The 25672-nt window shown below is 61.6% G+C and carries 27 protein-coding genes; 12 read left to right on the top strand and 15 right to left on the bottom strand.

All coding sequences use genetic code 11. From position 1 onward, the window contains the following. Nucleotides 1–15 precede the first annotated feature (15 nt). Nucleotides 16–456 (bottom strand): hypothetical protein, encoded by a 441-nt coding sequence (locus ACILSQ_RS00565; RefSeq protein WP_395741616.1) that lies wholly within the window; start codon nt 454–456, stop codon nt 16–18. Between the two features lie 172 nt (nt 457–628). Here ACILSQ_RS00565 and ACILSQ_RS00560 point away from each other — a divergent pair, with 172 nt between their 5' ends. Next, entirely contained in the window at nt 629–874 is a 246-nt protein-coding gene (locus ACILSQ_RS00560) for a hypothetical protein (RefSeq protein ID WP_395741615.1), read from the top strand. Between the two features lie 5 nt (nt 875–879). After that, on the top strand, nt 880–1761 hold the full coding sequence (locus tag ACILSQ_RS00555; RefSeq protein WP_395741614.1) for an FHA domain-containing protein: 882 nt from the start codon (nt 880–882) through the stop codon (nt 1759–1761). A 241-nt stretch (nt 1762–2002) separates the two neighbouring features. On the opposite strand, the gene ACILSQ_RS00550 is transcribed toward ACILSQ_RS00555, so the two are convergent. The 8 genes from ACILSQ_RS00550 to ACILSQ_RS00515 all read right to left on the bottom strand — a co-directional run bounded on the left by ACILSQ_RS00550 (nt 2003) and on the right by ACILSQ_RS00515 (nt 9140). Continuing rightward, nucleotides 2003–2980: a DUF1080 domain-containing protein gene (locus ACILSQ_RS00550; RefSeq protein WP_395741613.1), complete on the bottom strand. Its 978-nt coding sequence runs from the start codon at nt 2978–2980 to the stop codon at nt 2003–2005. A 91-nt stretch (nt 2981–3071) separates the two neighbouring features. Further along, entirely contained in the window at nt 3072–4088 is a 1017-nt protein-coding gene (locus ACILSQ_RS00545) for a BPSS1187 family protein (protein ID WP_395741612.1), read from the bottom strand. Nucleotides 4089–4097: 9 nt separating this feature from the next. Next, nucleotides 4098–4934: a prephenate dehydratase gene (locus tag ACILSQ_RS00540; RefSeq protein WP_395741611.1), complete on the bottom strand. Its 837-nt coding sequence runs from the start codon at nt 4932–4934 to the stop codon at nt 4098–4100. A gap of 401 nt (nt 4935–5335) precedes the next feature. Further along, nucleotides 5336–5557: a PIN domain-containing protein gene (locus tag ACILSQ_RS00535; protein WP_395741610.1), complete on the bottom strand. Its 222-nt coding sequence runs from the start codon at nt 5555–5557 to the stop codon at nt 5336–5338. 2 nt (nt 5558–5559) lie between these two features. Next, nucleotides 5560–5802, bottom strand: coding sequence for a hypothetical protein (locus ACILSQ_RS00530; RefSeq protein ID WP_395741609.1), 243 nt, complete (start codon nt 5800–5802; stop codon nt 5560–5562). A gap of 344 nt (nt 5803–6146) precedes the next feature. After that, nucleotides 6147–6905, bottom strand: coding sequence for an imidazole glycerol phosphate synthase subunit HisF (hisF, locus tag ACILSQ_RS00525; RefSeq protein WP_395741608.1), 759 nt, complete (start codon nt 6903–6905; stop codon nt 6147–6149). A 100-nt stretch (nt 6906–7005) separates the two neighbouring features. Then, a complete protein-coding gene (gene tal / locus ACILSQ_RS00520; RefSeq protein ID WP_395741607.1) occupies nt 7006–7944 on the bottom strand; it encodes a transaldolase in 939 nt (312 codons plus the stop codon). A gap of 47 nt (nt 7945–7991) precedes the next feature. After that, the gene (locus tag ACILSQ_RS00515; protein ID WP_395741606.1) at nt 7992–9140 is read right to left on the bottom strand and encodes a lactonase family protein; all 1149 of its coding nucleotides are present in this window, start codon (nt 9138–9140) and stop codon (nt 7992–7994) included. A gap of 127 nt (nt 9141–9267) precedes the next feature. On the opposite strand from ACILSQ_RS00515, the gene ACILSQ_RS00510 reads away from it, so the two are divergent. From ACILSQ_RS00510 to ACILSQ_RS00480, 7 genes are all read left to right on the top strand, one after another. Then, nucleotides 9268–9420, top strand: a complete 153-nt coding sequence (locus ACILSQ_RS00510; RefSeq protein ID WP_395741605.1) for a hypothetical protein — start codon at nt 9268–9270, stop codon at nt 9418–9420. A gap of 406 nt (nt 9421–9826) precedes the next feature. After that, a complete protein-coding gene (gene kdsA / locus ACILSQ_RS00505) occupies nt 9827–10663 on the top strand; it encodes a 3-deoxy-8-phosphooctulonate synthase (protein WP_395741604.1) in 837 nt (278 codons plus the stop codon). Next, nucleotides 10638–11183, top strand: coding sequence for a hypothetical protein (locus ACILSQ_RS00500; RefSeq protein ID WP_395741603.1), 546 nt, complete (start codon nt 10638–10640; stop codon nt 11181–11183). Before kdsA ends, ACILSQ_RS00500 begins: the two co-directional genes overlap by 26 nt. A 1-nt stretch (nt 11184) precedes the next feature. Next, nucleotides 11185–12207, top strand: a complete 1023-nt coding sequence (locus ACILSQ_RS00495) for an LptA/OstA family protein (RefSeq protein WP_395741602.1) — start codon at nt 11185–11187, stop codon at nt 12205–12207. A 2-nt stretch (nt 12208–12209) separates the two neighbouring features. Next, nucleotides 12210–13091: an LPS export ABC transporter ATP-binding protein gene (lptB, locus tag ACILSQ_RS00490; RefSeq protein ID WP_395741601.1), complete on the top strand. Its 882-nt coding sequence runs from the start codon at nt 12210–12212 to the stop codon at nt 13089–13091. 30 nt (nt 13092–13121) lie between these two features. After that, nucleotides 13122–13727, top strand: coding sequence for a ribosome hibernation-promoting factor, HPF/YfiA family (gene hpf / locus ACILSQ_RS00485; RefSeq protein WP_395741600.1), 606 nt, complete (start codon nt 13122–13124; stop codon nt 13725–13727). A 715-nt stretch (nt 13728–14442) separates the two neighbouring features. Further along, a complete protein-coding gene (locus ACILSQ_RS00480) occupies nt 14443–15579 on the top strand; it encodes a transposase (protein WP_395741599.1) in 1137 nt (378 codons plus the stop codon). A 31-nt stretch (nt 15580–15610) separates the two neighbouring features. Here ACILSQ_RS00480 and ACILSQ_RS00475 read toward each other — a convergent pair whose 3' ends face one another. Next, nucleotides 15611–17419: a lysophospholipid acyltransferase family protein gene (locus ACILSQ_RS00475; protein WP_395741598.1), complete on the bottom strand. Its 1809-nt coding sequence runs from the start codon at nt 17417–17419 to the stop codon at nt 15611–15613. Nucleotides 17420–17522: 103 nt separating this feature from the next. Then, nucleotides 17523–18275: an orotidine-5'-phosphate decarboxylase gene (gene pyrF / locus ACILSQ_RS00470; RefSeq protein ID WP_395741597.1), complete on the bottom strand. Its 753-nt coding sequence runs from the start codon at nt 18273–18275 to the stop codon at nt 17523–17525. Between the two features lie 472 nt (nt 18276–18747). On the opposite strand from pyrF, the gene ACILSQ_RS00465 reads away from it, so the two are divergent. Together ACILSQ_RS00465 and ACILSQ_RS00460 are read left to right on the top strand one after the other, a co-directional pair. After that, nucleotides 18748–19515, top strand: coding sequence for a hypothetical protein (locus tag ACILSQ_RS00465; RefSeq protein ID WP_395741596.1), 768 nt, complete (start codon nt 18748–18750; stop codon nt 19513–19515). Nucleotides 19516–19637: 122 nt separating this feature from the next. Further along, complete coding sequence (locus ACILSQ_RS00460; RefSeq protein WP_395741595.1) at nt 19638–20750, top strand: D-TA family PLP-dependent enzyme; 1113 nt, start codon at nt 19638–19640, stop codon at nt 20748–20750. Here ACILSQ_RS00460 and ACILSQ_RS00455 read toward each other — a convergent pair. Then, on the bottom strand, nt 20740–21093 hold the full coding sequence (locus tag ACILSQ_RS00455) for a hypothetical protein (protein WP_395741594.1): 354 nt from the start codon (nt 21091–21093) through the stop codon (nt 20740–20742). The two genes, ACILSQ_RS00460 and ACILSQ_RS00455, sit on opposite strands and share 11 nt — an antisense overlap. Nucleotides 21094–21383: 290 nt before the next feature. Between ACILSQ_RS00455 and ACILSQ_RS00450 the strand changes: the two genes are divergently transcribed. Beyond that, nucleotides 21384–21848, top strand: a complete 465-nt coding sequence (locus ACILSQ_RS00450; protein WP_395741593.1) for an EVE domain-containing protein — start codon at nt 21384–21386, stop codon at nt 21846–21848. Nucleotides 21849–21944: 96 nt separating this feature from the next. On the opposite strand, the gene ACILSQ_RS00445 is transcribed toward ACILSQ_RS00450, so the two are convergent. The 3 genes from ACILSQ_RS00445 to ACILSQ_RS00435 are packed head-to-tail and all read right to left on the bottom strand — an operon-like array spanning nt 21945 to nt 25555. Next, the gene (locus tag ACILSQ_RS00445) at nt 21945–22532 is read right to left on the bottom strand and encodes a hypothetical protein (RefSeq protein ID WP_395741592.1); all 588 of its coding nucleotides are present in this window, start codon (nt 22530–22532) and stop codon (nt 21945–21947) included. Next, complete coding sequence (locus tag ACILSQ_RS00440) at nt 22529–24001, bottom strand: sulfatase (protein ID WP_395741591.1); 1473 nt, start codon at nt 23999–24001, stop codon at nt 22529–22531. The genes ACILSQ_RS00445 and ACILSQ_RS00440 overlap by 4 nt, the downstream gene beginning before the upstream one ends. 12 nt (nt 24002–24013) lie before the next feature. After that, complete coding sequence (locus tag ACILSQ_RS00435) at nt 24014–25555, bottom strand: sulfatase (protein WP_395741590.1); 1542 nt, start codon at nt 25553–25555, stop codon at nt 24014–24016. Nucleotides 25556–25672 lie beyond the last annotated feature (117 nt).

The following is a 25672-nucleotide window of genomic DNA, read 5'->3' as shown; positions in this document are numbered from 1 at the left end:
TCGTCTCACGTCATCTCAGTGCATCGCATGCCACGTCAGCGAGTGGTGCTCCACATCATCCATGTCGCTCTGGATCGCCGAAGCCGCAAAGGCTCCCAGCCCGATGAGCACCACCACGGGGAAGATGAGAATCAGCAGAGGCAGCAGCATGATGAATGCCAGCGGCCCCAGAATGAAGCTCAGCGCGATGGTCTCCCATCCAAACTGTTTCAGCTTCACCCCCACGGGCGCGGCTCCCTGCTGTCCGCTCTGAACATACACATGGTCCCGTCGCAGCCACACAAGCAGCGGACGAATCGCCTGGCGGAACGGGCGGAGGGCGGTGGCCTTCATCCGGCGGACCTGCCAGACACGGTGAAGATTACGGGTGACGAAACGCGCTTCGGCGTCGTGGGCGGTGGCGGCGTGCTGAAACGAGGCCGCCTGCCCTTCGAAAGGTGCAGGGATCGTATTCATAGATTTGAGGAGTTGCCTATATCTATAACGAACCACACCACCCCTTTTATTGGCAAAAACTCGCCAAATTCACCCGGCCCGCCCATGCAGCGAGCACGCACGGCACCCCGCGCACAGGTCACAGCTCACCGAATGTGGATTCTCCAGGCACTTCGGACAGTGCACGCACAGCATGCAAAACGGCCGCTGCGAGCCCTTCACCGCCGTGGTGCAGGATTTCCTCACGGCCGCCCTGCTGGACACAGTGCAGGTGACTTCCTGTAGCGTCTGGCGGGATGCGAAGGTGTCGGTTTTCATGCTTGCGTGGGTGAACAACGCCACGCATCGGCGGGGTCGGAAAAACGCGCTATTGGCAGACCTGCCAATATCCAAACTTTTTTCCCGCGCGTTGCATATCAGCCACTTCTGCGCACAATGAATCACATGCCAGCCAACGAACGTCAGAGGGACGAAGCAGCCTTTTTGAAATGGAGCGGCGGTGTACACACGCTCACAGGCCCCTGCTTCATCGGCCGCCGTTCGGACAATGACATTCCCATCAACAACGTCCAGGCTTCACGTCGCCATGCCGTGCTCATGCACTTGAATGACGACTGGTGGATCAACGATCTCGGCAGCCGCAATGGCATCAATGTCAACGGCCTCCGCCTCAACAGCGCCCGCCGCCTCAAAGACGGCGATGAAATCCGCATCGCCAATCAGCGCCTCACTTTTTACAACTCACGCCAGCATCCCCCTCACCACAGCTCCATCGTGGGCAAGACCACCGAATACGCCCCCAAGACCCTGAACGACGCTCCCCGTCCCGCAGAGGCCTGCGAGCTCCTCATCGTCACCGAAAAAGGCGAAATCATCGAGGGCGACAAAGCGGCCCACTGGTTCTTTGGCAAAGACCTCGAGCGCGCCCCCGGCGCCGCCCACTACTTCCTTCCCCCGGCCATCCGCCACTGGCTCCAGCAGCTTGCGGACGTCAGCCGGAAAGCCTCCCCTCCGCTCGAGCTCGAGCAGGAAGGCCACCGCATTCTCCTCTCGCTCGCCCGCTGCAAGGACGACCGCTTCTACCTCCTTGTCCGCGAGGAGACCCCGGATCATTTCATTGAACGCCTGCAGACGCTGGACCTCACCCTCCGCGAGTCGCAGGTGATGTCCTGGGTCTATGAAGGCAAGAGCAACCCGGAGGTCGCGCAGATCCTGGAAATCGCCACCCATACAGTGAACCGGCACATGGAGAGCATCTTCAGAAAGCTCGCCGTGGACAACCGCCACAAAGCCATCAAGGCCGTCAAAGAGCGCCTCGGCCTCTGACCCTCCACGCGCAGGAGCGCCACCGCCCTGCTTCTGCTCTCTCTGCTGCGCGCCAGCGTCCGCGGACTGCGGCGGTTCACCGCTGCTCTCGATCATCTCCTCGCCCCCGCAAACTCACACACCACATCATACCAGATACCATCACCCTCATTCCCCTCCAAAAAAAAGCCCAAAGCCCCGCCCAACACCGCGCGCCCACGGCCGCGGGTGTCGCCCGCGGCCCGTGCCCGCCCCGCACCCCTCACTTCACCACCGGCCGCAGCACCATGTTCCGGTAGTCCACGTTCGTGTGGTCCCCCTGCAGGTAGATCGGTCCCGGCTTGAATTCATCACTGCTCATCGCCCCGCCCGTGCAGCCCAGCACCGCCGCGTTGTCGATGATCGTCTTCCCGTTCAAAATCACCGTCAGATGCCGGTCCACCAGCGTGATGTCCAGCGTCTGCCATTCACCCACCGGCTTCTCCGCCGCCACGCTCGGCGTGATCCTGCTATACAGCGCCCCCATGTGGTGGGAGTCCAGCGGCTGCCCGTAGCTCTCCATCACCTGCACCTCATAGATCCCGCGCAGGTAGATCCCGCTGTTGCTCCCCTCCTGCGTACGCACTTCCGTCTTCAGATTGAAGTCTTCAAACTCCGCATCCGTGCGCAGGTTCCCGAAGTGTTTGTCCTTCGCCTTCACCACACGGTTCTGCAGCACCCCGTCCACCACGCTCCAGCCGTTGTCCGCGCCTTCCTTCAGCAGACGCCAGCCCGTCAGGTCCTTGCCGTTCAGAAGCTGGATCGGTTCGCCAAACTTCACCTTGGAAAGGTCCGGCGCCGGCGGCACCTCCGGAATGCGCTTCCCGCTGAACTCCTGCGGCTGCCCCACGTCCTTGCCCGCGGCGTTCTTCTTGGCCGTCGTGAGTTTCAAAACATTCCCCTCGGCCTTCGCCGTGATCGTCTCGATCGCGTTCAGCTTCCCCTCCTTGTTCTTCTGCTCGCGTGTCACGATCAGCGTGTCGCCCTCCACCTTCGTGCTCGCCGTCGGCAGCACGCTGCCCCCGCCCCAGAGCACGCTGGAGCTCAGCGCCCCGTCCTTGGACTCCACGCCCAGCCACCCGGCCCCACCCCCAGGAATCGTCAGCGCCCAGCGCCCGAGGAAAGGATTGTCAGCAGCATTCAAAACAGAGCCGAGACTGAACACAGCGGCGACGGAGAGGGAGCGAATCGAGAGACGCATGAGGAGGATGATGAGGCGGGTTGGGTGGATTGAAGAGATGAATGATGAAGAAAGAAGTGACGAAAAAATAAGGCAATGAGCCGGGCGTCAGTTAACGGGCCTTCTTCTGCTGATCCTTCACGCAGTCAGGATCAGCCGGCGTGGCCGTCCCCGTTTCATTCACGGGATGGTTGAAGAGATACCGCCACACCGCTTCGTGGATGAACTTGCCATCCTTGTCCTTCACTGCCGCGCCGCCCGGCACCACGGAGCTGTGGGCGCGTTTGTCACTGCCGCCCACATCCGCGTTCGTGATGAGCCGCCGCGTGTTCTGAAACGGCGGCGCGCTGATGTCCACATCCACGATCGGTCCGAACTGGTTCAGCCCCATCATCTCCCAGGAGCGGCAGTAGTGGTCGCCCGTCCAGCCCCCGTCCAGCACATGGCTGAAGCCGAAGATCCGGTTCGCCGGCGTCGCGGAGGGCAGCGCCTGCCACGTCTCGTAGTTGTCACGCGGACCGCAGAAGCAGACGACCCGGTCCACTTTTTGATGTTTGGCAAATCGCGCGGAGGACGTGGCGCCGTGGGAGGAGCCGGAGATGATCACCTTGTCCCAGCGCAGCCCCTTGCCGTCTTCGCTGATGAACTGCTCCCACTTGCCTTCCGGGTGCTCCTTGGCCAGCCATTTTACAAACTGGAAGGAGCGCTCCATCATCCCGTCGGGCTGCGGGATGTTCACGAGGTCGCTGTGATCGTCGCCGGTGGTCGCCTCCAGCCGGATGTCGCCCAGCACTTTGCCACTGTCCCGTTTGTCGGCCGGGATGATCCCAAACCACTTGTTCGCATAGTGCGGCTGGATGGCATGCAGCCCGTAGCTGTTCAGCCGCTCAAACAGCGGCGCGCTGTGGCCCATCAGCCAGATCACCAGCTTCCCCTGCGGCTTCACGCTCGTGTCCACGCTGGCATTCTGCACATCCTGCGGCTTCCCCTTCTTGTCCGTAAAAACGAAATCAATTTCCGGATGCTCCTTCGCTCGCGGATCGATTTCGCTCGCACGCTTGGAGATCGTGGGCGCGGCGCAGGCAAGGCTGGCGGAAAGCGCCAGCAGGCAGGTGATGTGGGTCTTCATGGGTTGGGTTCAGGATTCAAATCGAAGATCAGCCGAGTACGAGCCCACGCTGCGCAGCGTCGCGCCATCCGCGCGCGTTTGGTTCAGCGCCCGCTGCACGCGCGGGTCCGCGGTCGAGCCTTCGATCTCGATGTAAAAGCGGTACTTGTTCGGCTGCCCGCGGATCGGCCGGGACTCCAGCCTCTTCATGTTGAGGTTGTTCTCGCTCAGCGGTGTCAGGAAGCGGCACAGGCTCCCGGGCCGGTCCGGCAGCTCCACCACCAGCGCCGTCCGGTTGTGCTCCAGCCCCGGCGTGTTCGCCGTGTGGCCGATCAGGTAAAACTGCGTGATGTTCGGCACCTCTCCCGCGATGGGGAAGTGCAGAATCTCCAGCCCATGCCGCTCCGCGTTTTGCCGCGGGCCTATCGCCGCCGCTCCCGGCGTCCCCACCGCCTTTTCCGCCGCCTTCGCCGTGCTCGCCTCCACCACCCGCTTCACATCCGGGTAGTTCGCCTTCAGCCAGTCATCCCCATGGTAGAAAGGCATCGCATGGGAATGAATCGCCGTGATCTCCTCCCCCTTCCGCCCCAGCAGCGCCAGCTTCACATCCAGCGTCAGCTCTTCCAGGATGTACAGCGTGCACCGCGCATCCACCAGCCGGTCCACCGTGTCGATGATAAACCCGCCTGAAGAATTCTCGATCGGCACGATGCCCCGCGCCTCCGGATGCGCCGAGAGAAAGTCAAACACATCCCCCACATTGTCTCGCAGGCTCACGCTCACGTCCGGAAAGCGCATCTGCGTGATCAGATGCGAAAAACTCCCCTCGGGACCGAGGCAGGCAATGATGGTCGGCAGATTCGTCATGCAGGCCGCCCATGCTCCGGTGCCCCCCGCCCCAGGTCAAGCTGAGTCCTCGTCCTCATCATCATCCTCACAGCAGCGCCATGAACTCCTCTGGCGTCAGAACCTGCGGCTTATACCACGATTTGTTGAAAACGGGTCTATTTCCCGACGCCATGGACTCCTCACTTGCGGCTGCACCCACAGCTCATTTTCAGCCTCTGACGGCAGGTGACAGAAGCTTTCGGCAAGGCCATGGCGCGATGCGCTGGGAAACAAGCTTTTGAAAAGGGGGCATGCGATGTGGATGCAGTCCACGCTGGGACGAGGACTCTGCGGACGCGCACAGCGCATCCCTACCACCCTGCGCGTAGCGTGCCCCGCGGCTGGTAGGGAACCGCTGCGTCGGGTCCGTAGTTATGGGTCTATGTCGGCGCAGGCACCCAAAAAGGTGCGCCGTCCTTGGGGCGTGGAAAGACGGGAGCTGCGAGGCGTCTGCGCGAGGTTGCCATAAAGACCTCCAGCATGATCTCCGTGCTCACGACCAGCGAAAACCTGAGGTTCATCCACGCCTGCAGGATGCTGTGGTAAGGATGCCCTGCGGCGCGTGCCTGCAGCATCACGTTGGTATCCAGAACCACGCGCATGTTCAGCCGTAGGGGTGCTTGCTGCGGTGCGCACGCACGGCCTGCTCGATCAATGCCGGATCATGCTTGCCTGCCAGGCGGTCGCTTTCGGCTTCTTCACTCATTTGGGCAAACAACCAGCGGCGCTCGAATTCGATGAGCAGATCATTCACAGCGGCAATCGCACTGTCGCTGAAGGCATCCAGTTTCTGGTGCAGCAGCGGGCGCAGCTCTCGTGGGTCCAGGTCGGCCGTGGACGCGCTCATGGGAAAAGATGCGGCATCCGCCTGCTTTCGCAAGCACCGCCCTCCAAAAATCCCCACCCCATTCCATTGCCAAAAAACCAACGCCCCAAATTCCCCCCAACCCTCCGAAAATTTTTCTACCCCTAATCTTTCTACCTCCAAAAAACCGCCCTCAAAAAACCGCATCACCCCAATCCCCTTGCTCCCCCATTCCCTTGCTAAAAAACCACACGCCTCCCCCCTCTGCTCCCTCTGCCTCTCCGCCCCTCTGCGGCAAAACCGAAAACACCCACCCCTTTCACCTGCCTCACCCCTCCGAAAATTTTTCTACCCCTAATCTTTCTACCTCATCTCCCCCCACCGCCCTACATCCTCACCGGCACCCCGTGCGCACCCAGGTACTTCTTCACATCCCCCACCGTGTACTCCCCAAAGTGGAAAATGCTCGCCGCCAGCACCGCATCCGCCTTCCCATCTCTCAAGACATCCACCATGTGATCCAGATTCCCCGCACCACCGCTCGCGATCACCGGGATCGTCACCGCCTCGCTCACCGCCTTCGTCAGGCCGATGTCATAGCCCGCCTTCGTCCCGTCGGAGTCCATGCTCGTCAGCAAAATCTCACCCGCGCCGCGCCGGCACACCTCAGCCGCCCACTCCACCGCATCCAGCTCCGTCGCATTCCGCCCGCCATGGGTATACACCGTCCACGACCCCCGGTCGTTCCGCTTCGCATCGATCGCCACCACCAGGCACTGGCACCCAAACGCATTCGCCGCCTCATCAATAACGTGAGGCGTCTTCACCGCCGCCGTGTTGATCCCCACCTTGTCCGCGCCCGCCAGCAGCATCTCCCGCATGTCAGCCACCGTCCGGATGCCCCCGCCCACCGTCAGCGGCATGAAGCAGCTCGCCGCAGTGCGTGCCACCACATCCACCATCGTCTTGCGCTCCTCATGGCTCGCCGTGATGTCCAGAAACACCAGCTCATCCGCCCCCTGCGCATTGTACACCTGCGCACACTCCACCGGATCCCCCGCATCACGCAGTTGCAGAAACTTCGTGCCTTTCACGACACGGCCTTCCTTCACGTCCAGACAGGGAATAATGCGCTTGGTCAGCATAAAGAAAAGAAAATGGGATACGCCACCGGGATCAAAAAAGGAAAAAATCAGAGACCGCAGCCCCCGATTTTTTCACCTTTTCTCCTCTTTCGGCCAAACCTCAGCCAATCGCCTTCTCCACCATCGTCTCCAGCTTCACGATGTCCTTCGCAAAGTTGCGGATGCCCTCGGCCGTCTTCTCCGTCGCCATCGCATCTTCATTGAACAGCCAGCGGAAGGTCTTCTCATCACTGCCGATCTTCTCGATCTTCAGCGACTTCGCGTTCTCAGCGTTCAGCTTCTGCGTCAGCGCCTCCTCGCTCCCCGCCAGCTCGCCCAGCAGCGCGGGGCTGATCGTCAGCAAATCGCAGCCCGCCAGTTCCGTGATCTCCCCCTTGTTGCGGAAGCTCGCGCCCATCACCTCGGTCTTGTACCCAAAGTGCTTGTAGTAGTTGTAGATCTGCGTCACCGACTGCACCCCCGGGTCTTCCGTCGGCGCGTAGTCCTTGCCCGTGCTCTTCTTGTACCAGTCCAGGATGCGGCCCACGAACGGAGAAATCAGCTTGATCCCGCCTTCCGCGCACGCCACCGCCTGCGCCAGGCTGAACAGCAGCGTCAGGTTGCAGTTGATGCCCTCTTTCTGCAGCACTTCCGCCGCCTTGATGCCTTCCCACGTGGAGGCGATCTTGATCAAAATGCGCTCACGGCCGATCCCAGCCTTCTCATACATGCTGATCAGATGCCGCGCCTTCTCGATGTTCCCCTGCGTGTCAAACGACAGCCGCGCATCCACTTCCGTCGAGACACGGCCGGGCACGATTTTGAGAATCTCCAGGCCAAAGGCCACCACCAGCTTGTCCATCACCACTTCCACGCCGCCGGACTTGCCATCCGTCACCGCCTTGTCGAAGAGAGCCTTGTACTCCGCCTTCTGCGAAGCCTGGAGGATGAGGGACGGGTTCGTCGTGGCGTCCTGAGGCTTGTACGCCTTCATGGCTTCAAAGTCGCCGGTGTCGGCGACCACCACAGTGTGCTTCTTGAGCTGGTCGAGTTGGGTCATAATCTGGAGGGGTTTTGGGGGGTCGTCAGAGTAAAGCCTGCGGCAGGTTAATCAAGCGCCAGGAACCGCACGCAGATGCTCCCCGGCACATTCACCTTCGTGCCGGTATAGCTCAGCTTCCCGCTGTCCTGGTCCACCTTGAAAAGCGCCGCCGTCCCGCTGTTCTGGTGCGCCGCCACCAGCCACTTGCCAGTCGGGTCCAGGCAGATGTTCCGCGGCACCTCGCCCTCCACCGGCACATACTCCAGCGCCGTCAGCTTCCCCGTCGCCGGATCGCACCCAAACACTGCGATCGTGTCATGCGTCCGGTTGCTCACATACACCGTCCGCCCGTTCGGGTGCACCACCGTCTCCGCCGTGCTGTACCCCGTCTTGCCCCGGTCCGCCTCCGGCAGCGTGGAAATCGTCTGGATCTCCGTCAGCGCACCCTTCTCCGCATCATAAGAGAACACCGTCTCGCTCATGCCCATCTCATTGTTCACAAAAACGTACTTTCCGCTGGGGTGAAACGCCAGGTGCCGCGGCCCGCCGCCCGCCGGCGTCTTCGCAAAGGCCGGATCATTCGGCGTCAGCTTCCCCGTCGCCGGCTCAGTCTTATAAATAAGCACCTTGTCCAGCCCCAGGTCACACGCGAAGGCAAAGCGGTTGTCCGGACTGAAGTTCACCGAGTGCGCATGCGGCCCCGCCTGCCGCTTCGGATCCGCGCCGCTCCCCTCATGCTGGAAAAAGCTCACCTCCGGCGAGACTGACCCATCCTCCTTGATCGCAAACGAGCCGATGCTGCCGCTCCCATAGTTCGCCACCGCCGCCAGCTTCCCCGTCTTGTCCACATTCACATGGCACGGCCCCGCCCCCGCCGTCGCCGCCTGGTTGATCAGCGTCAGCTTCCCGCTGCTCTTGTCGATGCTGAAGGCGCTGATCCCTCCGCCCTTCTTCCCGTCCGCCAGCGTCACCTCCGTGCTCGCATACAGGTACTTCTTGGACGGGTGGATCGAGAGGAAGCCCGGCGCTCCCGCCTCCACCGCCAGCTTCGGCTGCGTCAGTTCACCCGTCGCCGTGTTAAACCTCGCCACATAGATCCCCTTGCTCCCGTTCTTCGCATTGCCGTTCGTACCAAAGTACACCAGAAAATTTTCCCCGGCGATGGCGGTGGTTGTGAGGGCGGCAAAAGCAAAGGCGATGGAGGAGCGGGTCATGGTGCCCGGATGCTGACGGCGTGTGGCGGCATGGTCAAGCCCTCACTGCGCCCCCCGCATGAAGGGTTTTCATCCCCCTTATTTGTTAGCTTGCTCCTTTGGCAGTGCCGCTCATCTTCCGCCCGCCATGAAACCATCCCTGTTTCTCCTCGCCCTCACCGCCCTTCTTTTGATGCTCCCCGGTTGCAGCGGCTTCCAGCCCATCAAACTGGAACACGACACGGATAAAGAGAAACCCCTCGACTACCGCGAGGGTGATTGGATTCCAAAGAACACCTAGCAGCCCTCCAAAGCTGGCCGCTGCCCCCGCAGACCCCGCACCCAAATCACGCGCCTGCGTCCCCGGAGCACGCCAAGTTCACCGCCGCTTTCGGGCGTCCCCATCCCCTGCGCCAGTTTCCCAAAAACCCGCAGCCACCACCCCAGCGCATACCCCTCGCGCCTTTCAGGGGGGCAGGGGGGGGAGAGGAGGGTCGCGTTCGCCCCCCTCAGGGTGCCGGGCTCTCCACGACCCCAGGCCTCTCGGCTGCCAGCGCCCCCCCGGTCGTCACAAAAAGCCCCTCGATCCCCGAATCTCCCATTGTCATCTTCACCCCGCCCGCTACATTTTCACCGGGCCGAGCAACGGGGTTGGAGAACTCAAAACCGATTCTGGAGCAAAGCTCGCAGGATCAATTTTAAGTTTTATGGGGCTTTTCTCTCTTCCGGTGGTGAAAATAGGGTCGGTGTCGATGGATGGCACGGAACCAGTGTTCATACTTGGCCCCTGCGTCATCGAGAGTGAAGAATTCATCTGGGACGTCGCTGAAAAACTCGGTGCCATGGCTCGGCAGCACGGCTGGCGCTGGATCTTCAAAGCCTCCTACGACAAGGCCAACCGCAGCGCCATCTCCTCCTACCGCGGCCTCGGCTGCGAGGCCGGCTGCAGGCTCCTCGCCCAGATCGGCGCGAAGCTCGGCGTCCCCGTCACCACAGACGTCCACACCGTTGAGGAGGCAAAGCAGGCCGCCGCGCACATCGATCTCCTCCAGATCCCCGCCTTCCTCTGCCGCCAGACCGATCTCATTCTCGCCGCCGGCGAAACCGGCCGCGCCGTGAATGTCAAAAAAGGGCAGTTCATGGCCCCCTGGGACGTCCGCAACATCGCCGAAAAACTCTCCAGCGCCGGCTGCAAAAACTTCATGTTCACCGAGCGCGGCACCACCTTCGGCTACAACAACCTCGTCGCCGACATGCGCTCCCTCTACTGGATGCGTGAGCTCGGCTACCGCGCCGTCATGGATGCCACCCACAGCGTCCAGCGCCCCGGCGGCCTCGGCACCGCCACCGGTGGAGATGGCAAGCTCGCACCCGTCCTCGCCCGCGCCGCCGTCGCCACCGGCTGCGACGGCGTCTTCATGGAGACCCACCCGGACCCCGCCCACGCCTTCTCAGACGGCCCCAATCAAATCCCCCTTTCGGACATTGCCTCTGTCGTGGAAACCTTGCGCAAGATTCATGGCCTCGTTCGCGACATCACTTGAGTTCCTGTACCGCCGCAGGCTCACAGTTTCCATCATGCTCGGCGTGCTGGCTGGCCTGGCCATGTTCGTCTCCGCGGCCCAGCAGCCGGCGCCGGACCCCGGCATCGCCGCCTTCATGCAGATGGTTCCCCTCGGCGCTGTCAACAAAGGCGCCGTCATCCCCTCCTTTGACGCCACCGGCCGCCGTACCTCCCTCATCACCGCAGACGTCATCCGCCGCGTGGACGACGACCGCATCTACGCCGAAAACCTCGTCGTGCAGATGTTCAACCCCGATGCCAAAAACGACGTCCGCATCGACCTCAAGACCGCCTTCTATCACATGGCTGGCGGCGTCCTCCGCAGCGCGGACCGCAGCCGCGTCAGCCGCTCCGACTTCATCATCGAGGGCGACAGCCTCATCTTCGACACCGCAAAAAATCAGGGACGGATGACAGGAAACATCCACATGGTCATCTTTGACAGCGGCGCTCTTAGCGGCGACGTACCTCCCCCCTCTGAATCACGCCCCACCCAGTGACATGAAGACCTCCTCCATTCTGTTCATCGCCCTGCTCCTCGGCAGCGCCGGTGCGTTGGCCCAGGGCCCTGGCGGCGCTACCGGCGGCACCCGTCCCCTCTTCGATTTCCGCAAAAAGAAGGTCGATGCTGACACCAAGGCCAAGGCCCTCGATGCCGCCAAGAGTGCCATCAAGGAAGTCCCTGACGAAATTAAAGACAAGGCCAAGGACCTCCTCCTCTCCCCTGAAAGCGCCGAGATGCGTCAGAAAGCCCTCCAGGCCGCGCAGTCCGTCATCCAGGGCGGCTCTTCCAGCACTCCCGCCCCTGCCGCCGCCGGCACCATGCCCGCCGCCACCACACCTGCGGCGGGCCCCTCCTCACCCGCCATCGCCGTCGTCGAGACGCCTCCTCCCCCGCCTCCTCCCGTCGGTCCCCAGCCAAAACCCTTGCAGGCTCTGAACCTCGACGAAGCCCCCAAGGCAACTAAAAACCAGATTGACATCACCGCTCAAAAAAGCGCCTTCTTTGACCCGGACAACAGCTACGGCATCTACACCGGAGACGTGAAGGCCCGCCACCCTCAGATGTACATCGAGTGCGAGGAGCTCGAGCTCTTCATGAAAAAGCAGGAGGGCGGCGTCCTCGGCGCCTCCAAACCCAAAAAAACCGGCCCTGCCCCCAAGGACGCGGACATCCTCGCCGCCCCGAAAAAGACCGGCAGTTCCGCCCCGCCCATTGAAAAGGCAGACGCGCGCGGCCCCATGGTCACCATCGAGAAAACCTCCGAGGACGGCGAACTTCAGATCGGCCGTTGCAAACACCTCATTTACGACGGCAAAACCGAGCGCACCACCCTCCTCGAATGGCCCCAGGTCCAGGCTGGCAACCAGCTTCACAAGGCCACCGAGGCAGGCTGCGTCATGGTCATCGAAAAGAATGGCAAGCTGACCACCACCGGTGGGCATGAGACGATCATTCTTCAAGGAGACGACGTCACGCCCCGCAGAAACGGCCAGGCCGCGCCCGCACCCGCACCGCAGTGAACATGGCTCCGCGAAAGAAAAGATCGAAGAATGATGCCGCGGACGGGGACTCCCTGCCCTCCCTCGGACTTGCAGCTCCGCCGCCGCCCCTCACCGGCCCTGATCCCGCCGCCTTCTCCCATCCCGATCCCGGCCACCCCGAGCCCATCATCCCGGACGAAAACACCCTCCTCCACACCGAAGGCCTGAAAAAAGTCTATGACGGCCGCGCCGTCGTCAATGGCGTCGATATCGAAGTCAAAAGCGGCGAGATCGTCGGCCTCCTCGGCCCGAACGGCGCCGGCAAGACCACCACTTTCTACATGATCGTCGGCCTCGTCCAGCCAAACGGCGGCAAGGTCACCTTTGACGGCCAGGACGCCACCAACAAGCCCATGTACATGCGCTCACGCCTCGGCATGGGCTACCTTCCCCAGGAGGAGTCCATCTTCCGCCGTCTCACCGTCCGCGAAAACATCATGGGCGTCATGGAGACCCAGCCCTACACCAAGGCTGAACGCGAGGAGCAGACCCAGTCCCTGATGGAAAAATTCGGCATCGACCACGTCGCGGACAATCTCGCCATCACCCTCAGCGGTGGCGAAAAGCGCCGCCTCACCATCGCCCGCTCCCTCGTCACCTCGCCGAAGCTCCTCATGCTCGATGAGCCCTTCAGCGGTGTTGACCCCATCGCCGTCAGCGAGATCCAGGAGATCATCCGCATGCTCCGCAGCGCCGGCCTCGCCATCCTCATCACCGACCACAACGTCCGTGAGACCCTCAACATCGTGGACCGCGCCTACCTCATCTTCGAAGGCCGCGTGCGCCGCCACGGCAGCAAAGATTTTCTCGTCAATGATGAAGAAGCCCGCCGCCTTTACCTCGGCGAGGGGTTTACCATGTAAATTTAGTCCAACCAAAAAAGGAGAACCACCATGCAAAAACACAACGTCAACCTCCCCATCATCGTCACCGCACGTCACATGGACGTCACCGATGCGATCCGCGATTACGCCCATAAGAAGATCGAAGGTCTCCACCTTGACTACCCCCGCATCATCGAGGCCAAGGTCGTCCTCGACGTTCAGAACCATCACCGCCACATCGCTGAAATCATCCTCTTCTGCGCCGACCACATCGTCATTGAAGTGAAGTCCGTCACCGAGGACATCTATGCCTCCATCGACGAAAGCGTCGCCAAGATCGCCCGGCGCATGCGCAAGTACAAGACCCGCCTCCTGCGCAACCACCGCCCCCGCGGTGAAGGCTCCATCCGCCACATCGAGGAGCACGTCTTCCATCAGGAAGTCCTCCACACCGAAGAGGAGCACATCGAGCCCTCCTACGTGCACAAGGAGAAGTACAAGATCCGCCCCCTCTATGCCGACGAAGCCATCATGGATCTCGAAATCAGCGACCGCCCCTTCGTCATCTTCCACAATCAGCAGACCCACCGTCTCGCCCTCCTCTTCCGCCGCAAAGACGGCGACTACGGCCTCATCGAGCCCGAGCTCGAAGCCACCAACGGCACCCACAAGTAAACCAGTCGCAGCGCAATAACTCACCCCCCTCACGAAGCGGCCTGTCCTCAGGCCGCTTCTTTTTTTCGGGGTAGGGACTCTGGTCCCCAGCCTCCGCCGAGCGTCCCCTCACACTTCAGGCACACTTGCCAAGGACTACCAGTGCCAGGGCACGGTCTTTGAAATCATTGCTGCAGCATTTTCTCTTCACGGGCTTCATGGTGCTTGTCCCTTGTTCCCTGGTCCAGAATTTTAGCGCACCTCATCGCTCTTCAAACAAGATGGCGCTCCCCCGAGTTTCACGAGAGCACACATCGCGGCGTGTTCCATGATCCCGGAGGGATCACAGCCGGTAGATATGGGTCAGCTCGCGTAGCGAGCGCCACCCCTGGAAAACACGCATCCCCGCTCCGGAGAGCAAAGCCAGCGCCTCCTTCCCCCACCGCGCCCTCCAGCAGCGCCTCACCGCCCCGCCGCCCCGCCGCCGCATCCCCCCCCGCCCCGCCGCCGCATCCCCCCCCGCCCCGCCGACGCATCCCCCCCCCCCCCCCCTCAAGCCGCTTCCTTCTTGATGTTCGCCAGATACGTCCGGCAGTTCTCCTCCCCCATGTACTTCGCCAGCAGCCTCTCGTCGATGTCCGTGAAGTCCACCATGATCAGCCCGTCCACCACCGACGTTAATAATGCCAGGCATTTAGTTATTGCCCCCGCCACGTTTCCTTCCATCTTCCGCCCCATGCGCCCCGCCCAATCCCCTCATCCCCAGTCGCCCCCGCTCGAAGAGCAGCTTGTCGGCGTGAATGCCAAAACCGACCTCTATCCCGGCGCGCGCTCCTGGTCCGGTGGCCGCCACCGCATCCTTGGCAAAGGTCCCCTGGAATCCTACTGCTACCACGTCATGTCACGCACCTGCGGCGGCGAGGTTCATTTCGACGACATCGAAAAAGAAGCCCTCCGCCGTGTCATCTGGCGCATGGCGGAGTTCTCCGGCATCAAGGTCGTCACCTACTGCCTCATGAGCAATCACTTCCACCTCCTCGCCGAGGTCCCCCATCGCCAGACCTGGCTCCAGCGCTTCGAGGGGCCTGACGGCGAGGCAAAACTCTTCGATCATCTTCAAATTCTCTACAGCCGCGCCTACCTTGGCCTCCTGCGCGATGAGCTCTCCGACCTCCGCTCCCGCGGCCTGACCATCCTCGCCACGCAGCGCATCGAAGCCCTCAAAAAACGCTTCTGCGATCTCTCCCTCTTCGTCAAAGAAATCAAAGAGCGTTTCAGCCGCTGGTACAACAAGCGCCACTCCCGCCGCGGCACCCTCTGGATGGATCGCTTCAAAAGCGTACTCGTCGAAGGCAAAGGCGAGCCCCTCCGCACCATGGCCGCCTACATCGATCTCAACCCCGTCCGTGCCGGCCTGTGCAAAGACCCCAAGGACTACCGCTGGTGTGGCTACGCCGAGGCGCTGAGCGGCAGCCGCCGGGCCCAGCGCGGCCTGTGCAAAGCCCTCGGCAAACCCGTGGACGGCTGGAAGAGCGCCGGCGTGGCCGAAGCCTACCGCTGCCTGCTCCACGATGAGGGCCGCGAGGTGCGCGATGCCCAGAACAAAACCGTCATGCGCCGCGGCATCACGCCCGAGTCCGCCCGCGCCGTGCTCGCCGCCAAAGGCAAGCTCAGCCCCGCCGAGCTCGTTCGCCTCCGCGTGCGTTACTTCACCGATGGCCTCGTCCTCGGCAGCAAAGAATTCGTCGAAGAGATCTTCGACACTCACCGCGATCATTTCGACCCAAAACGCAAGCATGGCGCGCGCCGCATGCCCGAGTCAGCCGCTTCCTTTTACACCCTGCGCCAGTTGCGCTTGCGCCCTCTGAGTTGAGAGTGAGAGGCCTCCCCCGCGCGCACCGGCTTTACGCCGCTTCCTTCTTGATGTTCGCCAGATACGTCCGGCAGTTCTCCTCCCCCATGTACTTCGCCAGCAGCCTCTCGTCGATGTCCGTGAAGTCCACCATGATCAGCCCGTCCACCACCGACGAAAAATCCTTGTCCACGTTGAAGCTCAGCAGCGTCGCATTCAGCTTCAGGTAGTGCTTCAGCAGGATCGGGATGCCCTTCCCGTCCGTCTCCAGGCTCGAGATCAGCGCCGAGCAGTCATCCACATTCTGCAGGTCCGCGCTGATGAACTCCCGCATCATCCGCCGCGTCCGCATGTACCGGAACGGATTGCGCGCCTTCACAAAGCTCGCCAGGTGCGGGTGCATCCGGTTGTCCTGCAAAAACTCCACGATCATCTTCCGCGACAGGCTGCTGTAGTCCTTGCTGATGCTCACCGGCCCAAACAGCTTCTTGTAGTGCGGATTCCGCGCGATCCAGTGCGCGATCCCCTTCCACAGCAGCGGCAGCGACGCCAGGTTCCTCTGGTACGCCTTGATGATGAAGCTCCGCCCCATCTCCACCGCGTGCTCCAGGTTCGCCAGAAACGGCTTCTCAAACCGGAACAGAGTGCTCGTGTACAGCCCCTTCGAGCCATACTCCCGCAAAATCACATCCGCACGCCCCAGGCGGTACGCCCCCGCCACCTGCTCCTTCTCCTCATCCCACAGAATGAGGTGCTCATAGTAGCGGTCGTACTTGTCCAGGTCGATCTCGTTGCCCGTCCCTTCCCCCACCTCTCGGAAGGTGATCTCACGCAGCCGCCCGATCTCCGGCAACAGCACCGGAATCTCATGCGAGTGCGCCTGATACACAGACAGGTTCCCCTGACCGACCAGGCGGCCCCCGCGGGCGCGCAGCCGGTCGATCTCATCCACCATGTGGGCTTGCTGGTTTTCAGACGGAGGCGTGATGCTCAGCGTTTCGCCCTTCACCGTCAGTTTGGCCGCCTGCTCTTTGCCACGTTGATGTAACACAAACGTGTGAATCCGCAGGTAGCGTGTCAGCGACTCATCATCCTCAAATTTCTTCAGCCGCGAATACGGGATCGGCTGCCCCACCCTCATCGGCACCGGCGTGTTCGCCCGGTTGCAGAACTCCCGCAGCAGCAGGCTCGTTCGCAGCCGCGGGTGGATCATCCCCGCCGCATGAAACAGCGCGCTGTTGGACCCCGGAAAATAAACCGGCAGCACCGTCGCCTGCGTGCGCCGAACCAGGGACCCCACATGGTTGCTCCATGCCGGCTCATCCAGCCCGCGCCCCGGCTTGTAGGAGGCCACTTCGCCGGCAGGAAAGATGATCAGCGTGCCGCCGCCGCGCAGCAGGCGGATCGCCTCCTTCATCGGCCCCATGTTGCGCTTCGCCGCGCCTTCCCCGCCAAAGGGGTCCACCGGAATCACATGCTCCTTCAGCTCCTTCATCGCCAGCATCAGGGAGTTCGTCATCACCTTCAGGTCCGGCCGGAACTGCCCCGCCCAGCGCGCCAGCATCACCGGGTCGATCACCCCAAACGGATGATTCGCCACGATGATCAGCGGCCCCTGCTTCGGAAACACAAACTCCGCCGGCAGATCCACCTCCTCCTGCAGCTTCAGCGCATGCGCCACCGAATCAAACCACGCAAACACATTCGGGTGCTGCGGGTGGTCCTTGAACAGCCGCGCCGACTCCTGGTAGCACGCCTCAAAACCGCGCAGCCCCAGCGCCGTCTCCACGGCAGGACCCAGCAGACGGTAGATGCGCCGCTGAAAGGGGGTTTTGAGGTGCTCGCTGAGATCGAAAACCATGGGAGCGGTCAATGAGGAGGAGGTGCCGCTATCCATCCCCTCGATTCCGCTTCAATCAAGCGGCATCCGCGTTCCGATTTTGTCATTCTTAAAAATGAAAAAGTCAGTTAAGCGCATTCTGGATTTGACGCATCCAAAACTCCGCCCGCGCCGCAAAACTCAGCTCATCCTTTTGATACAGAACCCCGCGGGAGACATTCACCAGCAGCGGCGCCTTCCGCCCGCTGCCCTTCAGCGCCGCCAGGTCTCCACCCTGCGCCCCCAGTCCAGGGATCAGCAGCGGCACATCCGGGATGTGGTTCAGCACATCCGGCGCCGCATTCGTCAGCCCCACCACCAGCCCCGCCTGCGGGTGCCCCGCGGTCATTCCCGCCACGATTTCATACACCTGCCGCTCCCCCGTCCGCTGCAGCTCGATGTCCTTCGCCCCCGCGTTGGAAGTCACCCCCAGCAGGTACAGCCCCTTGTCCGTGTATTTCAAAAACGGCTCCAGCGTGTCCCGCCCCATGTACGCATTCAGCGTCACCGCGTCCACGTTCATCGCCTCAAAGCACGCCTTCGCATAATACCCCTGCGTCTCGCCGATGTCCCCGCGCTTCACATCCAGCACCACCGGAATCTCCTTCGGGATCTCCTGCAAAATCTCCTCCAGCATCTTCATCCCCCGCCACCCCAGCGCCTCAAAGTACGCCGAGTTCGGCTTGAACGCCGCCGCATACGGCGCCGTCTGCGCGATCACGTCCAGAATCCACCGCTTCGTCGCCTCCTCCGCGTTTTCCGCCCTCACATCCAGCCCCACACAAAGGTTGGATCCGGTCTTCGAGATGCGTTGGTTCAGTTTGTCGAGAAAAGTCATGTACCCCTTCCCATCGCACGCCTTCGCCTCTTCGCAAGCCCCACCCATCGGCTCTTCCAGTGCCGCATTGTAGCACCGGCTTCAGCCGGCTTCTGAGTCTGGAGAATTGTCCCCAGAACCCCGCGGCTCTCAGTGATGCCACGATCCTTTGAGAACGGGCATGCGATGTGGATGCAGCCCAAGCCGGGACGAGGATTCCAGGGACGTGCACAGCGCATCTCCTGCCACCCCTCGGGAAGTATGCTGCAGGGCTGGCAGGGAACCGCTGCGTCGGGTCCGTGGTTATGGGTCCACGACGCCGCAGGCGCTCAAAAAGGTGCGCCGTCCTTGGGTTGTGGAAAGGCAGGAGTGGTGAGGCATCTGCGCGATGCTGCCATGAAGACTTCTTTTCCAACGACCCATGAGATGACTCACGCGCCAGCCCCCCCCGCGCTCCATTGACGTCTCCATGGAAAACCTCTAGAAAATCCTCATGTCCATCAAAGCTCTTCTCTCCGCCCTGGGTTTCATCCTCCTCGTCGGCACTTTTGCCTTCTCTCTTTGGGCGGAGTGGGGCCCCTACTCCTGGGTCGTCTCCGCGCAGATGGCCATCATGGACAGCTACATGCAGAAGCTCACCTTCATCCTCACGTTCCTTCTCTTTTTCGCTCCTGCCATCATCCTTCAGTTGTCCTTCACCTCCGCGGGCGGAGCGGCAAAGCTGATCGGCTTTGGAATCCCCGGTCTGCTCGTTCTCGCTCACTTCGCCCTCACCGCATGGTTGGTCGGCACCGGCGGCACCCAGCTCGAAGGCGCCTCTTTTGACACCGCAGTGCGCCAGGCCGGGTTCATCCCGCAAAACATCACGCTCGACAGGCGCCAGCTCCCGGATCTCAAACTCGACCAGGCATCCAGCCTGCAGTCCAGCGGCTCATCCGAGGAGCTTTACATTCCCTTCGCCCCCGCCTCATGGCCCTCTCCGGACACCATGGTCGTGCTCAAAACCAGCCCCGACCGCCTCCAGAAGCTCGCCCAGGCAGACGAGCTCCAGGGCGTCCTGCGCAAAACGCCCCTCCCGTACCTCGTCCGCAAATCATGGCCGCGGAATCCCTCGCTCTTCGCCATCATCATCGAGGACAAAGCCAGCACCCGCACCCTCCTCCTCCCCGCGGCCTTCATTTATCTCCTCGCCATCATCGGGGGAATCTCACACCTCTTCAAATCCCGCCGCGCCAGATCAGCACCGCCGCCCGCCGCATGAGGAGAAAACCGCCCCGTTCAATGAGGTGAAACAACCGGCTCCCCCGTTCCGCTCTTCTCTCCGCAAGATCCTCCCAACGCCCGCATTTGACCACCCCCCCCGTCCTCACCACTTTCTCCCTCATGCATCCCGCCTGGTTCCACGTCGAAAACGAAGCTGACATCCCGTCCCCCGCGCTCCTCTTCTACCGCAGGCGCATCGAGCACAATCTGGCACTCATGATCCAGATCGCCGGCAGCCCCAAACGCCTCCGCCCCCACGTCAAGACCCACAAGACTGCGGAGGTCATCGCCATGCAGATCCGCCTCGGCATCACCACCTTCAAAACCTCCACCATTGCCGAGGCCGAGATGTGCGCCGCCGTCGGCGCCACAGACGTCCTCGTCGCCATGCCCTGCGTCGGCATCAATGCCCAGCGCCTCGGAGACCTCGCCGTCAAGTTCCCCGACACCCAGTTCTCCAGCATCGCCGATGCCGAGGAAACCGTCGCCTTCCTCGCCTCCGCCGCCCAGCAGCACAATGTCACCCTTGGCGTCTATATCGAAATCGACTGCGGCATGGGCCGCACCGGCATCGTCCCTGGAGACGCCGCCGTCCGCCTCGCCCACATCATCAAGGACACCCCCCGCCTCCAGTTCCGCGGCATCCACGCCTACGACGGCCACATCCATGACGAAAGTCTCGACGTCCGCCGCGAGCGCTGCGATGCCGCCTTCGCCCCCGTCCTCCAGTTCCGCTGTCGCCTGCAGGGAGAAGGCATCATCGTCAAAGAACTCGTCGCCGGTGGCTCCCCCACCTTTGGCATCCACGCCTCTTACGAAGACCGCACCCTCAGCCCCGGCACCACCGTTCTCTGGGACTTCGGCTATGGAGATAAATATCCCCAGGACCTTCCCTTCCAGCCCGCCGCCGTCCTCCTCGCCCGCGTCATCAGCAAGCCCGGCAAAAACCGCATCACCCTCGACCTCGGCCACAAGTCCGTCGCCCCCGAGCAGCCCCATCCCCGCGTCCGCTTCGAGGAACTCCCCGACGCCATCCCCGTGATGCAGAGCGAAGAACACCTCGTCCTCGAAACCGAGCGCGCCCACGAATTCACCATCGGCCAGGCCCTCCACGGCATCCCCAAACACGTCTGCCCCACCGTCTCCATGCACGGCGAAGCCTACATCATCGACTCCGCCAAAACCACCGAACGCTGGCCCATCACCGCCCGCAACCGGCTGATCACGGTTTAAGCGAATCCCACTCCTTCAATACGGTCCTCGCAGCGTGAGCCCTGCCTCCGTGCGCATCGGAGGTTGCAGTCATCGTCAGGTACTCGCTCAGAATCCCCAGCACTCCGTCTTGATCAGACGCAAACAGTTGGATCCTCAATTGCCTGATGTCTGTTTCTAAGCGTTCCAAAAGCGCAACTTCACGCGACAGCCATCTTCGACCCCAGATAAGGAGTGAATTTTTTCGAGAAAGAAAACCGGAATAACTTCCTCCGGCGATTTTCTCAAACTCCGTTCGCAGCGACACCTCAAACTCCTCTTCCAAAGCTTCAAGTCTCGAATACAACTGGTCAGTTCGGCCCATGGTCAGCATAGATCTTCGCAAAAGATGCGTAAGTGTCGAGCGCGATCAATGACCAGCCCACCGCCTCATCATTGTATAACACAACGGATCATCCCGCATGTGTGCGCATGGAAGCCGCAGAGGCCCGATCTCAAAGGTATTCTCTGCGGTCTTCTAATTTGCCTTCGGCTGCTTCCGCTCTGCTCCAGAGCTGCGTTGTAAAACTCAGTCTGCTCGTCGAATCAGCTCTAGGGGACCTTAAGTTCTCATTCCCTTTCCGTGTATTCCGTGTATTCCGTGGTTCAAATCCCATGCACCACTGGCTCCTCAAATCCGAACCCGACGTCTTCTCCTTCGACCACCTCAAGAAGCGCCCCAAAAAGACGGAACCCTGGAACGGCGTCCGCAACTACCAGGTCCGCAACATGATGCGCGACGACATGTCCCTCGGAGACCTCGGCTTCTTCTACCACTCCAGCTGCGACGTCCCCGGCATCGCCGGCATCGTCAAAATCGTCAAGGAAGCCTACCCCGACCCCACCCAGTTCGACCCCTCCTCCGAATACTTCGACAAAGGCAGCAAGCACGAAGACCCCCGCTGGCTCATGGTGGACGTCAAATGGGAGGCCGACTTCAAAACCTTCGTCACCCTCGACATGCTCCGCGCCGACCCCAAGCTCGCAGACATGCTCATCCTCCGCCGCGGCAACCGCCTCTCCATCACCCCCGTGGAAGCCAAACACTGGGACCACATCTGCAAGCTCGGCGGGTTGTAAAGTAGTCCGCACAGTCCCCTGTGCGGCATCTGGGCATTCGCATTCACTCACAACGCACAAAGACTGTGCGCTGCTCTTTTTGCGCCAGCCCTCCACCTACTTGTCCACCACCATCTCCGTCACACTCACGGTCCCATAGCTGAATCCCACGCTCAGGTTCGTCTTCGCCCGGGCGATCGAGGCATGCTCATACACCTTGCTGAAGTCCCCCACCTTCACCGTCGCCTTCGTCCCTCGCAGCTCCACGCTCACCTTCGTCCACGCCCCCGGCTTCAGCACCACCGCCTTCTCATTCCCCAGCGAGATCGACTTGTGGTCCTTCTGCTCCGGCGGAAACGCCCGCACCCCCATTCCCGCCGGCGTGAAAACCAGCCGGAAAACATGCCCGTCAGCCCCATTGGCCGTGAAAATGATCATCTTGTTCGCCTCATCCCGCTTCACCGCGAAATGGATGAAAGCATCCGTGTAAGCCAGGTCATAGAAAAGGATGGGTCCATGATCCTTGTTTTTCTTAAAAAGCGCATCATCCTGGGTGCAGACCGCGCTGCCCTCCACAAACTTCCAGGGCCCCCGCGCCGCCCGCCGCATTGCGGAATCCGACACAAGAAAGTCATCTTTCAAAAGCGGTGCTTCAGCCGAAAAAACGGCCGTGGCCAGCATCAAAAACAGCATTGTCGTCTTCATGGCAGTGTCTTCGCAATCTTGTTAAAACCTTCCCGAACCGTCCCGTCCGCACCGATCAACGGCTGCGGATTCGCCACCCGCCCCAGCTCACGTACACCCGGCGCATCCTTCGTCTTGTCTCCCAGATCCGCTTTCATCGCCTCCGCATGTTTCTGCAGCTGCGCCACGATGTCCGCATGCTCCGCCGCCACATTCTTCGCCTCGCCGATGTCCTCATCAAGGTTGTACAATTCATTCTTGCCCAGCTGCAGCTTCCACGATCCGCTGCGCACCGCCTGCAGGTTGAAGCCAGCATAATAATAAAACACATCATGCCCCGCGGCCTCCTTCTGCCCCAGCAGAATCGGTGAGATGTCTTTGCCATCGAGCTTCAGCTCACCCACGCTCTTGCAGCGCGCCAGCGTTCCAAACGTGGGCAGCCAGTCCATGTGCGCCGTGATCTCATTCGTCTTCGATCCCGCAGCAATCTTCCCCGGCCACCACGCGATCGTGCACACGCGGATGCCGCCTTCCAGCGTGCTGCCCTTGCTGCCACGCAGCGGTGTATTGTCCGCACCCTGATTCAATGGCCCGCCATTGTCACTGGTGAAGATCACCAGCGTGTTCGCATCCAGCTTCAACTCACGCAGTGTGTCCAGCACCTGTCCCACCGACCAGTCCACCTCCATCGCCCAGTCCTTCTGCAGACTGAGGCCTGATTTGCCCATGAAGTCCTGGTGCGGATAATGCGGGAAGTGCACCGCATTGTGCGGGAGGTAGAGAAAGAAAGGCTTCTTCTGATGCTCCTTGATGAACTTCACCGCGCGCTCTGTGTAGCGGCGGGTGAAAGTATGCTGCTGCGCGGCTTTCACACGCTCAACCACATTGTGATTTTCCACCAGCGGCAGCGGTGGCTGCGCATTGCCTTTGAGGCCCGTCTCCGGTTCGGCGTCACCTTTGCCCTTGCCGGCACCCGCTTTCGGATTTCCCTTCGGCAGAGGTTTGTCCGGATTGCTTTTGGAACCTTCGGACGCAGGCCCCATGTCATTCGAATAAGGAATGCCAAAGTAGCTCTCGAACCCCTGGTTGGTGGGCAGAAACTCCGGCTGGTCTCCCAGGTGCCATTTGCCAATGCACGCCGTGGCATAGTCCGCGCCTTTCAGCACCTCGGCCACGGTGGTTGCGCTCGGGCTGAGGCCCACGGCGGCTGCGGGAAAGAGCACATGAGGCACCGGCAGCACCCGCTTCGGATAGCAGCCGGTCATCATCGCCGCACGCGAGGGCGTGCACACCGGCGCCGCATAGTGGCTCATCAGTTTCATGCCCTCCTTCGCCATGCGGTCGAGATTGGGCGTGGGCATCTTTGCACCGAAGGGGCCGATGTCCGCATAGCCGAGATCGTCGATGTTGATCAGAACGATGTTCGGTGCGGCAGCGGAGGCTGAGTGCAGGACGACGAATGACGCAAGGAGGCAGAGAAGAGATTTCATGAGTCAGATTCCTTATTCCTTGGTCGCCTTGCCACCCTGGGGATCCACCAGTTCGGGCGTGTACATTGCATTGCCCTTCGCGATCTCCGGTGTTTTGCCGTCGGCGGGGAAGGTGGTCTTCACGATGCCATGAAGCTGCTCCGCCAGTTTCGCCTGCACTTCAGCCTGCTCGGGTTTGTCAGCCAGATTGGTCAGCTCCTTGGGATCTTTTTCGTGATCGTACAACTCCTTCCCTGCCTTGCCTTCATCCCACTCGATGTAGCGCCAGCGGTCGGTGCGCAGCGCGTAGCCAAAGAAACGTTTGCCATCGTCCCCCTTGGCCGGACTGGCGCCCATGCGTTTGAAGCCGCCGCCGCGCACCACCTGGCTCAGCACCCAGCCGCGTCCTTTGACCTCCGGGTCCTTCAGCATGGGCACCAGGCTCTGGCCCTGCAGATTCGCGGGCGCCTTCACGCCGCAGAGTTCGGTCAGCGTGGGGTAGAGATCGATGAGGCCCACCGGACTGCTGGCCACCACCCCCTTCTTCATTCCTGGAGCGGCAATGAGCAGCGGCACCCGCGCGCTTTCTTCAAAGATGCTCTGCTTCTGCCACAGCCCGTGTTCACCCAGATGGTATCCATGGTCGCTGGTAAACACCACGATGGTGTTTTCCGCGAGCCCCAGGCGGTCCAGCGCGTCCAGCACCTTGCCCGCCTGGGCATCCATGAAGCTGATGGCGGAAAAGTAGGCCTGCACCGCCTGGCGTCGCAGGTCATCGGTCAGATTATCCTGCTCTTTCTTGTAGCTGCCCAAAGCGGGCGCAGGCAGGTCGGCCTGGTCTTCCTTGATGCCCTGAACCACGGGCATTTGATCCTTCGGATAGCCCTTGAACCATGTCTCAGGTGAGACATAAGGCGTGTGCGGACGGAAGAAACCGAGGGCCAGGAAAAAGGGTCGATCTTTCTCTTTCGCGCAGCGTTCGAGTACCCACTCCGCATCCTTGGCCTGCAGGCCGTCGGTGTGTTTTTCATCCGGTCGTGGAGAGGCATACCAGCTCAGGGTACCGCCGAAGTTTCCAGGCAGGAGGGAGAAGATGTCTGGAGGCTCCACCAAGCGGTCACAGCCTGCGGGATTGAGTTCCAGTTCCCAGGAGGAGGGGTCATCGTGGCCGTTGGTACCGATCGAGTTAGGCACTCCATAGTGGTAAAGTTTTCCGATACGTGCCGCAAAGTAGCCGTCCCGCCGGAATGCCTGCGGCAGACTGACCGCATTGGGGATGGTCTGCCGAAAAAGCTGGGAGTTCCCCAGGATTCCGGTGCTGTTCGGGTAAAGGCCCGTCAGCATGGAGTTCCGGCTCGGTCCGCAGAGCGGAAACTGGCAGTTGGCATTTTGAAAGCGCACGCCCCGCGCGGCCAGCTTGTCCAGATTCGGCGTCTTGACCAGCGGATGCCCATAGCACCCGAGGCTGTTGTTCAAATCGTCCGCCATCATGAAGAGGACGTTGGGCCGCTGGGCGGCGTGGACTTGAGAGAAGACGAGGAGTACGGCCGTGGCCAGAAGGGTTGGGAGTCTCATGCAGCGGGGGGAAACGCGGGGAAAGAGGACATCTTGCCAAGGGAGGTGCAGATGGGCTCTGCGCCTGCCATGGGTAGGAATCACAAACGACATAAAGATAACCTTTAGCCAATGTTT

It is taken from the genome of Prosthecobacter sp., from assembly GCF_044227185.1.
Lineage (GTDB): Bacteria > Verrucomicrobiota > Verrucomicrobiia > Verrucomicrobiales > Verrucomicrobiaceae > Prosthecobacter.
This window is presented reverse-complemented; position numbering and strand designations above follow the sequence as displayed.

What these genes read in the sequence shown, in the direction of transcription:
- ACILSQ_RS00435 (WP_395741590.1), bottom strand. Translation starts at nt 25,555, where the DNA reads ATGAGACTCCCAACCCTTCTGGCCACGGCCGTACTCCTCGTCTTCTCT.
- ACILSQ_RS00445 (WP_395741592.1), bottom strand. Translation starts at nt 22,532, where the DNA reads ATGAAGACGACAATGCTGTTTTTGATGCTGGCCACGGCCGTTTTTTCG.
- hisF (WP_395741608.1), bottom strand. Translation starts at nt 6,905, where the DNA reads ATGCTGACCAAGCGCATTATTCCCTGTCTGGACGTGAAGGAAGGCCGT.
- pyrF (WP_395741597.1), bottom strand. Translation starts at nt 18,275, where the DNA reads ATGACTTTTCTCGACAAACTGAACCAACGCATCTCGAAGACCGGATCC.
- lptB (WP_395741601.1), top strand. Translation starts at nt 12,210, where the DNA reads ATGGCTCCGCGAAAGAAAAGATCGAAGAATGATGCCGCGGACGGGGAC.
- ACILSQ_RS00460 (WP_395741595.1), top strand. Translation starts at nt 19,638, where the DNA reads ATGCATCCCGCCTGGTTCCACGTCGAAAACGAAGCTGACATCCCGTCC.
- kdsA (WP_395741604.1), top strand. Translation starts at nt 9,827, where the DNA reads ATGGGGCTTTTCTCTCTTCCGGTGGTGAAAATAGGGTCGGTGTCGATG.
- ACILSQ_RS00440 (WP_395741591.1), bottom strand. Translation starts at nt 24,001, where the DNA reads ATGAAATCTCTTCTCTGCCTCCTTGCGTCATTCGTCGTCCTGCACTCA.
- ACILSQ_RS00510 (WP_395741605.1), top strand. Translation starts at nt 9,268, where the DNA reads ATGAAACCATCCCTGTTTCTCCTCGCCCTCACCGCCCTTCTTTTGATG.
- ACILSQ_RS00540 (WP_395741611.1), bottom strand. Translation starts at nt 4,934, where the DNA reads ATGACGAATCTGCCGACCATCATTGCCTGCCTCGGTCCCGAGGGGAGT.
- ACILSQ_RS00535 (WP_395741610.1), bottom strand. Translation starts at nt 5,557, where the DNA reads ATGCGCGTGGTTCTGGATACCAACGTGATGCTGCAGGCACGCGCCGCA.
- ACILSQ_RS00500 (WP_395741603.1), top strand. Translation starts at nt 10,638, where the DNA reads ATGGCCTCGTTCGCGACATCACTTGAGTTCCTGTACCGCCGCAGGCTC.
- ACILSQ_RS00450 (WP_395741593.1), top strand. Translation starts at nt 21,384, where the DNA reads ATGCACCACTGGCTCCTCAAATCCGAACCCGACGTCTTCTCCTTCGAC.
- ACILSQ_RS00495 (WP_395741602.1), top strand. Translation starts at nt 11,185, where the DNA reads ATGAAGACCTCCTCCATTCTGTTCATCGCCCTGCTCCTCGGCAGCGCC.
- ACILSQ_RS00480 (WP_395741599.1), top strand. Translation starts at nt 14,443, where the DNA reads ATGCGCCCCGCCCAATCCCCTCATCCCCAGTCGCCCCCGCTCGAAGAG.
- hpf (WP_395741600.1), top strand. Translation starts at nt 13,122, where the DNA reads ATGCAAAAACACAACGTCAACCTCCCCATCATCGTCACCGCACGTCAC.
- ACILSQ_RS00560 (WP_395741615.1), top strand. Translation starts at nt 629, where the DNA reads ATGCAAAACGGCCGCTGCGAGCCCTTCACCGCCGTGGTGCAGGATTTC.
- ACILSQ_RS00530 (WP_395741609.1), bottom strand. Translation starts at nt 5,802, where the DNA reads ATGAGCGCGTCCACGGCCGACCTGGACCCACGAGAGCTGCGCCCGCTG.
- ACILSQ_RS00565 (WP_395741616.1), bottom strand. Translation starts at nt 456, where the DNA reads ATGAATACGATCCCTGCACCTTTCGAAGGGCAGGCGGCCTCGTTTCAG.
- ACILSQ_RS00550 (WP_395741613.1), bottom strand. Translation starts at nt 2,980, where the DNA reads ATGCGTCTCTCGATTCGCTCCCTCTCCGTCGCCGCTGTGTTCAGTCTC.
- ACILSQ_RS00475 (WP_395741598.1), bottom strand. Translation starts at nt 17,419, where the DNA reads ATGGTTTTCGATCTCAGCGAGCACCTCAAAACCCCCTTTCAGCGGCGC.
- ACILSQ_RS00545 (WP_395741612.1), bottom strand. Translation starts at nt 4,088, where the DNA reads ATGAAGACCCACATCACCTGCCTGCTGGCGCTTTCCGCCAGCCTTGCC.
- ACILSQ_RS00515 (WP_395741606.1), bottom strand. Translation starts at nt 9,140, where the DNA reads ATGACCCGCTCCTCCATCGCCTTTGCTTTTGCCGCCCTCACAACCACC.
- tal (WP_395741607.1), bottom strand. Translation starts at nt 7,944, where the DNA reads ATGACCCAACTCGACCAGCTCAAGAAGCACACTGTGGTGGTCGCCGAC.
- ACILSQ_RS00555 (WP_395741614.1), top strand. Translation starts at nt 880, where the DNA reads ATGCCAGCCAACGAACGTCAGAGGGACGAAGCAGCCTTTTTGAAATGG.
- ACILSQ_RS00465 (WP_395741596.1), top strand. Translation starts at nt 18,748, where the DNA reads ATGTCCATCAAAGCTCTTCTCTCCGCCCTGGGTTTCATCCTCCTCGTC.
- ACILSQ_RS00455 (WP_395741594.1), bottom strand. Translation starts at nt 21,093, where the DNA reads ATGGGCCGAACTGACCAGTTGTATTCGAGACTTGAAGCTTTGGAAGAG.